6 protein-coding genes are annotated in these 10637 nt (G+C 73.8%); all 6 read right to left on the minus strand.

Features of this window, described 5'->3' with window-relative positions:
• Positions 1 to 97 precede the first annotated feature (97 nt).
• The 6 genes from ACFWEK_RS13170 to trpC all read right to left on the minus strand — a co-directional run bounded on the left by ACFWEK_RS13170 (position 98) and on the right by trpC (position 10484).
• Positions 98 to 1564 (minus strand): glutamate synthase subunit beta, encoded by a 1467-nt coding sequence (locus ACFWEK_RS13170; protein WP_430554337.1) that lies wholly within the window; start codon positions 1562 to 1564, stop codon positions 98 to 100.
• Positions 1557 to 6125: a glutamate synthase large subunit gene (gene gltB, locus ACFWEK_RS13175; protein WP_430546168.1), complete on the minus strand. Its 4569-nt coding sequence runs from the start codon at positions 6123 to 6125 to the stop codon at positions 1557 to 1559. The genes ACFWEK_RS13170 and gltB overlap by 8 nt, the downstream gene beginning before the upstream one ends.
• Positions 6126 to 6245: 120 nt before the next feature.
• Positions 6246 to 7310 carry a prolipoprotein diacylglyceryl transferase gene (lgt, locus tag ACFWEK_RS13180; RefSeq protein WP_430554339.1) on the minus strand — a complete coding sequence of 355 codons (1065 nt, stop codon included), beginning with the start codon at positions 7308 to 7310 and terminating at the stop codon, positions 6246 to 6248.
• An 11-nt stretch (positions 7311 to 7321) separates the two neighbouring features.
• A complete protein-coding gene (gene trpA, locus ACFWEK_RS13185; protein WP_430554338.1) occupies positions 7322 to 8197 on the minus strand; it encodes a tryptophan synthase subunit alpha in 876 nt (291 codons plus the stop codon).
• Entirely contained in the window at positions 8194 to 9504 is a 1311-nt protein-coding gene (gene trpB, locus ACFWEK_RS13190; RefSeq protein WP_430546171.1) for a tryptophan synthase subunit beta, read from the minus strand. Before trpB ends, trpA begins: the two co-directional genes overlap by 4 nt.
• A gap of 155 nt (positions 9505 to 9659) precedes the next feature.
• Positions 9660 to 10484 (minus strand): indole-3-glycerol phosphate synthase TrpC, encoded by an 825-nt coding sequence (gene trpC, locus ACFWEK_RS13195; protein ID WP_429763379.1) that lies wholly within the window; start codon positions 10482 to 10484, stop codon positions 9660 to 9662.
• Positions 10485 to 10637: the final 153 nt, after the last annotated feature.

Below are 10637 nucleotides of genomic sequence, written 5' to 3' on the forward strand. Positions count from 1 at the left end.
TCCCCCCCGCCCGCCCCCCCCCCCCCCCCCGGCCGCCCCGGCCCCCGGGGCCCGGGTGCCCGAACGGCACCCGGGTACTGCTTCGTCGTTGTTCTTCTTATCCTCGCAGCGCGACCGTCCGCGGGCCGACCGGCGCGGGCAGCTCGGAGCTGCCCAGCAGGTAGGCGTCCACGGCGGCCGCCGTCGCGCGGCCCTCGGCGATCGCCCAGACGATCAGCGACTGCCCGCGGCCCGCGTCACCCGTCGCGTACACGCCGGGCAGGCTGGTGGCGTAGTCGTCGCCGCGCCGCACCAGCCCGCGCGTCGTGAGCTCCGCGCCGGTCTGGGTCACCAGCTCGTCGGTCTCCGGGCCGGTGAACCCCATCGCGATGAGGACCAGGTCCGCCGGGATCTCCCGCTCGGTGCCCTCCTTGGGCACCCGCCGGCCGTCCGGCAGGTACTCGGTCTCGGCGACCTTCAGGGCCCGGACGTTCCCGTCCTCGCCGCCCACGAACTCTACCGTCGAGGCCAGGTAGCTGCGCTCCCCGCCCTCCTCGTGGGACGTCGAGACCTCGAAGACGATCGGGTCGGTCGGCCACGGCTGGCTCGCCGGCCGCTCGAGCGGAGGCTTCTTGCCGATCGCCAGGGTCGTGACGCTGGCCGCGCCCTGCCGCAGCGACGTGCCGAGGCAGTCCGAGCCGGTGTCGCCGCCGCCGATGATCACGACGTGCTTGCCCGCGGCCGACGGCGCGCCGTCGACGGGGTTCCCCGCCGCGGCCTTGTTCGCCGGGGTGAGGAAGTCCATCGCGAAGTGCACGCCGCCGAGGTCGCGGCCCGGCATCGCGAGCTCGCGCGGCACGGTGGCGCCGGTGGCCAGGACCACGGCGTCGAACCGGCGGCGCAGCGCGTCCCAGGTGATGTCGCGGCCGATGGCGACGCCCGGGCGGAAGCGGGTGCCCTCGGCCTCCATCTGCTCGAGCCGCCGGTCGATGTGCAGCTTCTCGAGCTTGAAGTCGGGGATGCCGTAGCGCAGCAGCCCGCCGATCGCGTCGTCGCGCTCGTACACGACGACCGTGTGGCCGGCGCGCGTGAGCTGCTGGGCGGCGGCCAGGCCCGCCGGGCCCGACCCGACGACGGCCACGGTCGAGCCCGTGAGCCGCTGGGGCACCTGCGGCGTCACCAGGCCACGCTCGAACGCCTCGTCGATGATCGAGACCTCGACGTTCTTGATCGTCACCGCGGGCTGGTTGATGCCCAGCACGCAGCTCGTCTCGCACGGTGCCGGGCAGACGCGACCGGTGAACTCCGGGAAGTTGTTGGTCGCGTGCAGGCGCTCGATCGCGTCGGCCCACTGGTCGCGCCACACCAGGTCGTTCCACTCGGGGATGAGGTTCCCCAGCGGGCAGCCCTGGTGGCAGAACGGGATGCCGCAGTCCATGCAGCGGCCCGCCTGCTCCTTGAGGAACGGCTGCCCGTCCTCGCGGTGGGCGTGCGTGTCCTTCCAGTCACGCAGCCGCACCTCGACGGGGCGGTTCGGCGGGAGCTCGCGCTCCCGCACCTTCAGGAATCCGCGGGGGTCAGCCACGCGCCACCTCCATGATCTGCTCCCACATCGCCGGGTCGAAGTCGTCGCCCTCGCCCAGCGTCTTCCCTGCGGCCTCGGCGTCGGCCAGCGCGGCGCGCACGCGGGCCCAGCCCGCGGGCAGGACCCGCGAGAAGCGGGCCCGGGCGCCGTCGTCCCCGAGGAGCTCGGCCGCCACGGGCGAGCCGGTCTCCGCCAGGTGCCGTTCCAGCAGGCCGCGCACGCGGTCCCAGTCGGCGTCGTCCAGCGCGCCCACCTCGAGCTCGCCGCTCTTCACCGCCTGGATGTTCATCGCGACGTCGCGCAGGTTGAGCACGTACGCCACGCCGCCCGACATGCCGGCGCCGAAGTTGCGGCCCGTGGGGCCGAGCACCAGCACGGTCCCGCCGGTCATGTACTCGCAGCCGTGGTCGCCCACGCCCTCGGTCACCAGCGTCGCGCCGGAGTTGCGCACGGCGAAGCGCTCGCCCACGCGGCCCCGGAGCAGGATCTCGCCCGACGTCGCGCCGTAGCCGATGACGTTGCCCGCCACGACGTTCGCGGCGCCCTCGAGCACCGCCGACCGGTCGGGGCGCACGACGATCCGGCCGCCCGACAGGCCCTTGCCGACGTAGTCGTTGGCGTCGCCGTACAGGCGCAGCGTGACGCCGCGCGGCAGGAACGCGCCGAGCGACTGGCCGGCGGAGCCCGTGAGCGTCACGTCGATCGTGTCGTCGGGCAGCCCGGCACCGCGGTACCGCTTGGTCACCTCGTGGCCGAGCATCGTGCCGACCGTGCGGTTGACGTTCCGGACCGGCGCCTCGATCCGCACGGGGAGCGCGTCCTCGAGCGCGGGGCGTGCCTTCTCGATCAGCTGGTTGTCCAGCGCCTTGGCCAGGCCGTGGTCCTGGGTGGCCACCTGGTGCAGCGTCGTGCCCGGCGCCGCCTCGGGCGCGGCGAGCACGGGCGCGAGGTCCAGGCCCTGCGCCTTCCAGTGGTCGACGGCCTTGCGCGTGTCGAGGGCCTCGACGTGCCCGACGGCCTCCTCGATCGAGCGGAAGCCGAGCGAGGCGAGGTGCTCGCGCACCTCCTGCGCGATGAACTCGAAGAAGTTCACGACGAACTCCGGCTTGCCCGTGAACCGCTTGCGCAGCTCCGGGTTCTGCGTCGCCACGCCCACCGGGCAGGTGTCCAGGTGGCAGACCCGCATCATGACGCAGCCCGAGACGACCATCGGCGCCGTGGCGAAGCCGAACTCCTCGGCCCCGAGCAGCGCCGCCACGACGACGTCGCGACCGGTCTTCATCTGCCCGTCCACCTGCACGACGATGCGGTCGCGCAGGTTGTTGAGCACGAGCGTCTGCTGGGTCTCGGCGAGGCCGATCTCCCAGGGCGTGCCCGCGTGCTTGAGCGACGTCAGCGGGCTCGCGCCCGTGCCGCCGTCGTGCCCCGAGATGAGCACCACGTCCGCGTGCGCCTTGGACACGCCCGTCGCCACGGTGCCGACGCCGAACTCGGAGACGAGCTTGACGTGCACGCGCGCCGCCGGGTTGGCGTTCTTGGCGTCGTGGATGAGCTGCGCGAGGTCCTCGATCGAGTAGATGTCGTGGTGCGGCGGCGGCGAGATGAGGCCCACGCCGGGCGTCGAGTGCCGGGTCTTGGCGACCCACGGGTACACCTTGGGTCCGGGCAGCTGGCCGCCCTCGCCCGGCTTGGCGCCCTGGGCGAGCTTGATCTGGATGTCGTCGGCGTTCGTGAGGTACTCGCTCGTCACGCCGAACCGGCCGGACGCGATCTGCTTGACCCGCGAGCGGCGCTCCGGGTCGTACAGGCGCTCCGGGTCCTCGCCGCCCTCGCCGGTGTTGGACCGGCCGCCCAGGCGGTTCATGGCGATCGCGAGCGTCTCGTGCGCCTCCGCGGAGATCGACCCGTACGACATCGCGCCGGTGTTGAACCGCTTGACGATCTCCTCGACCGGCTCGACCTCGTCGATCGGCACCGGCTCGCGGTCCGGGGTGAAGCGCAGCAGGCCCCGGAGCGTCATGAGCCGGCGGGACTGCTCGTCCACGCGGCGCGTGTACTGGCGGAAGATGTCCATCCGCCCGGTGCGGGTCGCGTGCTGCAGCCGGAAGACGGTCTCGGGGTCGAAGAGGTGCTCCTCCCCGTCCCGGCGCCACTGGTACTCGCCGCCGCTGGTCAGGCGCTGGTGGGCCGCGTGGTTGCCCGACGCCGGGTACGCCTCCGCGTGCCGCGCCGCGACCTCGGCCGCGATGACGTCCAGGCCGATGCCGGCCAGGCGGCTCGTCGTGCCGGTGAAATAGTCCTCGACCAGCTCGTGCGAGAGCCCGACGGCCTCGAAGATCTGCGCGCCGCGGTAGGACATGATCGTGGAGATGCCCATCTTGCTCATCACCTTGAGCACGCCCTTGCCGAGCGCGGTGATGAGGTTGGCGACGGCCGCCTCCGGCGTGACGGCGAGGTAGCCGCGCAGCGCGAGGTCCTCCACCGTCTCCATGGCGAGGTACGGGTTCACCGCGGCCGCGCCGTAGCCGATGAGGAGCGCGACGTGGTGCACCTCGCGCACGTCGCCGGCCTCCACGACCAGCGAGATCCGGGTGCGCGTGCCCTGCCGCAGCAGGTGGTGGTGCACGGCGCTGGTCAGCAGCAGCGACGGGATCGGCGCGAGCTCCGAGTCGGAGTCGCGGTCGGACAGCACGACGTGCGTCACGCCCGCCGCGATGTCCGCGTCGACCTGGGTGAAGATCTCCTCGAGCCGGGCCTGCAGCGCCTTGCCGCCGCCGGACACCTCGTAGAGGCCGCGCACGATGCCGGCGCGGAACTCGCCCTCCAGCCGCGGGTCGCGGTCGATGCGCACGATCTTGGCGAGCTCGTCGTTGTCGAGCACGGGGAACGGCAGGTCGAGCTTGCGGGCGTGGCTCGCGACCTCCTCCAGGAGGTTCGGCTCCGGGCCGATCGTGCTGTCGATCGCGGTGACGAGCTGCTCGCGGATCGAGTCCAGCGGCGGGTTCGTCACCTGGGCGAACATCTGCGTGAAGTAGTCGAACAGCAGCCGGGGGCGGCTCGACAGGACGGCGATCGGCGTGTCCGAGCCCATGGCCCCGAGCGCCTCCGCGGCGGTGTCGGCCATCGGCGTGAGGAGGATCTTCAGCTCCTCGGTGGTGTACCCGAAGGCGCGCTGCCGCCGCTGGACGGACGCGGGCGAGTGCGCGACGTGCTCGCGCTCCGGCAGCGAGTCCAGCGTGATCGTGTTGCCGGCGATCCACTCGCCGTACGGCCGCTGGGCGGCGAGCTGCGACTTGAGCTCGTCGTCCTCCACGATCCGGCCCTGTGCCGTGTCGACGAGGAACATGCGCCCCGGCTCGAGGCGCCCCTTGCGCACGATCGTCGCGGGGTCGAGGTCCAGGACCCCGGCCTCCGACGCGAGCACGACGAGGCCGTCCTCCGTGACCCAGTAGCGGCCCGGCCGCAGGCCGTTGCGGTCGAGGACCGCGCCGATGAGGGTGCCGTCGGTGAACGTGAGGCAGGCGGGCCCGTCCCACGGCTCCATGAGGTTCGCGTGGTACTGGTAGAACGCCCGCCGGGCCGGGTCCATCTCGGCGTGGTTCTCCCACGCCTCCGGGACCATCATCAGCACGGCGTGCGGCAGCGAGCGGCCGGACAGGTGCAGCAGCTCCAGCACCTCGTCGAAGCTGGCCGAGTCGCTCGACCCCTCCGTGCACACGGGCAGCAGCGGCTTCAGGTCGCCGAGCACCTCGCTGGCCATGGTGCTCTCGCGGGCGGCCATCCAGTTGCGGTTGCCACGCACCGTGTTGATCTCGCCGTTGTGCGCCACGAGCCGGAACGGCTGCGCCAGCGGCCACGACGGGAAGGTGTTCGTGGAGAACCGCGAGTGGACCAGCGCGATCTCGGACGCGTAGCGCGGGTCGCTCAGGTCCGGGAAGAACGGCTCGAGCTGCGCCGTCGTGAGCATGCCCTTGTAGGTCAGGGTGCGGCTCGACAGCGAGGCGAGGAACAGGTCGAGCTCGTTCTGCGCGCGCTTGCGCAGGCGGTAGGTGCGGCGGTCGAGCTCGAGACCCGACAGCTCGCGCGACGGGTCCGCCACGACGACCTGCCGGAACAGGGGCATCGAGGCGCGCGCCGTCGGGCCGACGAGGTCGGCCGTGACCGGCACGTCGCGCCAGGCGAGGACGTCGAGCTTCTCCTCCGCGGCGATCGCCTCGAACCGGCGCGCGGCCGCGTCGGCCTCCGCGACGGCCTGGGGCAGGAACGCCATGCCGATCGCGTAGTGCCCGGCGGGCGGGAGCTCGGCGGCGACGACGTCTCGGACGAAGGCGTCCGGGATCTGCGTGAGGATCCCGGCCCCGTCCCCGCTGTTCTCCTCCGCGCCGACCGCTCCGCGGTGGTCGAGGTTCAACAGGGCGGTCAGGCCCGCGTCCACGATGTCGCGGCCGGGCGTCCCGCGCAGGGTCGCGACGAACGCGACACCGCACGCGTCGTGCTCGGACGCGGGGTCGTAGAGGCCCTGGGCCGAGGGCCGCGCGACCCGATGCTGCGGCGTGGTCATCAACACCGTCCTCCTGCACGCCCGCACGCGGGCGCGTCATGCTCAAAGGTGGTCGGGACATCGTCGGCCCGTCGGAAACATAGGCGGCCCCGCCCGGGTGGTGTCCCGGTGGGAGTCGCCTCAGGCGCGGTCGGCCGGTCCCTGGTCGGGACCGGGTCCTCCCGCGTCCGCACGGTGCGGTCCGGCGCCGCTGTCGCGGCCGTCGTCCCGGCCGGAGGCGCCTGCGGCGGCCCCGGCGTGCGCGGTGCTCATGGTGTCAAGCTCAGTGTCGGACTCGATGCCAGGCTCGGTCGTCTGCTCGGTGTCCTGCCGGTCGCGGCTGCGGCCGGGAAGCTCCACCCCGTCCTCACGTTCCGGGTAGCGCCTGCCGATGACGACGAAGGCGACGAGGGCACCCAGGCCCACGACGATCGACGTCCACACGTTCAGACGCAGCCCGAGCACGTGCTCGGCGGTGTCGATGCGGAGCATCTCGATCCACACCCTGCCCAGAGTGTAGAGCGCGACGTAGGCCCAGAATACCCGCCCATGACCGAGCCTGTACCGGCGGTCGAGCCAGACGAGAAGTGCGGCCGCCCCGAGGTTCCAGAGCAGCTCGTACAGGAACGTGGGGTGGAACAGGGTGCCCGTCGCGAACGCCGTGCCGGTGTCCGCGTTGAGCCGCTCGATCACCCCCGGGGAGACCTCGAGCCCCCAGGGCAGCGTCGTGGGCGCCCCGAACAGCTCCTGGTTGAACCAGTTGCCCAGGCGCCCCACCGCCTGCGCGACGAGCAGGCCGGGGGCCAGCGCGTCCGCGAACGAGCTCAGGCGCACCCCCTTGCGGCGGCAGCCGATCCAGGCGCCGACGGCGCCGAGCGCCACCGCACCCCAGATCCCGAGGCCGCCCTCCCAGACGTACAGGGCGCGCACGGGGTCGCCGCCCTCGCCCCAGTACGGCTCGGGCGTGCTGATCACGTGGTACAGCCTGCCGCCGACGATGCCGAACGGCACCGCCCAGAAGGCGATGTCCAGGACGTCGTCCGGGTCGCCGCCACGGGCGACCCAGCGCTTGGTGGTGATCCAGATCGCGACGGCGATGCCGGCCAGGATGGCCAGCGCGTACGCGCGGAGCGGCACCGGGCCGAGGTACCACGTGTGCTGCGACGGGCTCGGGATCGCCGCCTGCACCGACGCGGCCGACGCCAGGAGGGTCGCGCTCACGCGCCCGCCCCCGGCCCCCCGCGGGCACGGCGCACGCCGTCGGCGAGGTCCGCCACGGTCGCCCGCAGCGCGTCGAGCCGGTCGGCCCAGGGACGGTCGGCCAGCAGCGGGCGCACGAGCGCGGAGCCGACGATGACGCCGTCGGCGAACCGGCCCACCTCGGCGGCCTGGGCGCCCGACGAGACGCCGAGCCCGACGCACACGTGGTCGGCACCCGCCGCGCGGGTGTCGGCGACGAGCTGCTCGGCCCGGTCGCCCACCGAGTCGCGGGTGCCGGTCACGCCCATGGTGGACGCCGCGTAGACGAAGCCGCGCGACGCGCGGGCCGTGAGCGCCAGCCGCTCGGGCGTGGAGCTCGGCGCGACGAGGAAGACGCGGTCGAGGCCGTGCTCCTGCGACGCCGCGATCCAGTCGCCCCCCTCGTCGGGGATGAGGTCGGGGGTGATGAGGCCGGCTCCCCCGGCGGCGGCGAGGTCGCGCGCGAACGCGTCCACCCCGAACCGCAGCACCGGGTTCCAGTACGTCATCACGAGGGCGGGCACGCGCCCGCCGGAGTGCTCGGCGACGGCCTCGACGACGCGCAGCACGTCGCGGACCCGGGTGCCGGCGGCGAGCGCCGCCTCCGCGGCACGCTGGATCACCGGGCCGTCCATCACCGGGTCGGTGTAGGGCACGCCGATCTCGACGACGTCGGCGCCCGCGTCCACGGCCGCGAGGACGGCCTCGATCGAGCGCTCGACGTCGGGGAACCCGGCGGGCAGGTAGCCGACCAGGGCCGCACGGCCCTCGGCCCGGAGGGCGTCGAGGCGCGCGCCGGTGGTCGACCTCGCGGACGGTGCCGCCGCGGGCGAGGTGTCGGTCGTGGCGCTCACTGGTCCCCCTCCGGCGTGGCGTCGGTCTGGTCCTCGTCGAGGAGCCCGAACCACCGCGCCGCGGTGGCCACGTCCTTGTCGCCGCGACCCGACAGGTTCACGAGGATCACCTGGCCGGTCCGGCCTGCCTCCGCCGCCTCGCGCCCCAGGCGCAGGGCGCCGGCGAGCGCGTGCGCGGACTCGATCGCGGGGATGATCCCCTCGGTGCGGCACAGGAGGCGGAAGGCCTCCATGGCCTCGTCGTCCGTCACGGGCTCGTAGGTGGCCCGCCCGAGGTCGTGCAGCCAGGAGTGCGCGGGCCCGACGCTCGGGTAGTCCAGCCCCGCCGAGACGGAGTGGCTCGGCAGGGTCTGGCCGTCGTCGTCCTGCAGCAGGTACGAGCGGGCACCGTGCAGCACGCCCGGGGCCCCGCCGGAGAAGCGGGCCGCGTGGCGGCCGGACTCGACGCCCTCTCCCCCGGCCTCGAAGCCGTGCAGAGACACGCCCTCGTCGTCGAGGAACGCGTTGAAGATGCCGAGCGCGTTGGACCCGCCGCCCACGCACGCTGCGACGGCGTCCGGCAGCCGGCCGGTGCGCTCGAGGATCTGCTCGCGCGCCTCCTCGCCGATGATGCGGTGGAACTCGCGCACCATCTCGGGGAACGGGTGCGGGCCCGTGACCGTGCCGAGCAGGTAGTGCGTGCTCTCGACGTTCGCGACCCAGTCGCGCAGCGCCTCGTTGATGGCGTCCTTGAGAGTCCGCGAGCCGATGGTCACGGGCACGACCTCGGCACCGAGCAGCCGCATGCGGGCGACGTTCAGGGCCTGGCGCTGCGTGTCCTCCTCGCCCATGTAGACGACGCACTCGAGGTCGAGCAGGGCGGCCGCGGTCGCCGTGGCGACGCCGTGCTGCCCGGCGCCGGTCTCGGCGATCACGCGGGTCTTGCCCATGCGCTTCACCAGGAGCGCCTGGCCGAGGACGTTGTTGATCTTGTGCGAGCCGGTGTGGTTGAGGTCCTCGCGCTTGAGGAACACCCGGTGGCCGGCCTCCGCGCCCCCGCAGTGCTCCGCGAACCGCGGCACCTCGGTGAGCGGCGACGGGCGGCCCGTGTACTCGCGGTGCAGGCGTGCCAGCTCGTCGGTGAACGCCGGGTCGCCGAGGGCCTTGCGGTACTCGGTCTCGAGCTCGTCGAGCGCGGCGATGAGGGCCTCGGGCACGAAGCGGCCGCCGAACTGGCCGAAGTACGGGCCTTCGACGTCCGCGAGCCGCCCGAGCACCTGGTGCGCCAGGGTCTCGGTCAGGGCCTCCCGTACGGGCTGGTCGGGCACGGGTCCTCCGTCTCTCGTCGGCACCCCACGGCGGACTGCACGAGGGGTCGTCAGAGGGTACCGGTCGCCCGGGCCTCCGCCGCCCGCCGTCCAGGACGCGTCGGGATGGTGTGCCGTGTGGTGTTGTGCCGTGGTCGTGTGACGTGCTGCGGTGGTTACGGCTGGGCGGCCGGGCGGACCGACCACAGCGCGGGGTGCTGGCCGGCCGCGACCAGGTCGGCCACCGACCGGCGCGGGGCCCCGTCGGTCACGAGCGCCTCGCCGACCAGCACGGCGTGCGCGCCGGACCGGGCGTAGTCGAGGACGTCGTGCGGGCCGCGGACGCCGGACTCGGCGACGCGGACGACGTCGTCGGGGATGAGCGGGGCGAGGCGCGCGAAGGTCGTGCGGTCCACCTCGAGCGTCTTGAGGTCGCGGGCGTTCACGCCCACCACGCGCGCCCCGGCGTCGAGGGCGCGACGCACCTCGTCGTCGGTGTGGGCCTCGACCAGCGCCGTCATGCCGAGCGAGTGCACCCGCTCGATCAGGGACGTCAGCACGGTCTGCTCCAGGGCCGCGACGATGAGCAGCACGAGGTCGGCCCCGTGGGCCCGCGCCTCCCACACCTGGTACGGCGTGACGACGAAGTCCTTGCGCAGCACCGGCACGTCCACCCGGGCGCGGACGGCGTCCAGGTCGGCGAGCGAGCCGCCGAACCGGCGCTGCTCCGTGAGCACGGAGATCGCGCTGGCCCCGCCGCTGGCGTACTCCTCGGCCAGGGCGGCCGGGTCGGAGATCGGTGCGAGGTCGCCCTTGCTGGGGCTCGACCGCTTCACCTCGGCGATCACGGCGACGCGATCCTCCGAGAGCAGCCGGCCGCAGCACTCGAGCGCGCCCGGCACGCGGGCCGCCCGCTCCTTGAGCTCGTCGAGCGACGTCCGCGCCTGGCGCACCGCGAGGTCCTCACGGACCCCCGCGACGATGTCCTCCAGGACCGTCATGGTCTGCCTCCCCGTCCCCTGACGCCGCACCGACGTCTGCCTGCCATCGTAGGCCCGTCCGCGGACCGGCCCGGACACGTCTCCGCTCTGGCACGTGTCGTCCAGACCGGCGTCCCGGGTGGCGGCGAGCGCCTCCCGCAGCATGCCGAGGCC

Origin of the sequence: Isoptericola sp. NPDC060257, from assembly GCF_042726645.1 — a bacterium.
In the GTDB taxonomy this organism is placed as follows: domain Bacteria; phylum Actinomycetota; class Actinomycetes; order Actinomycetales; family Cellulomonadaceae; genus Isoptericola; species Isoptericola nanjingensis.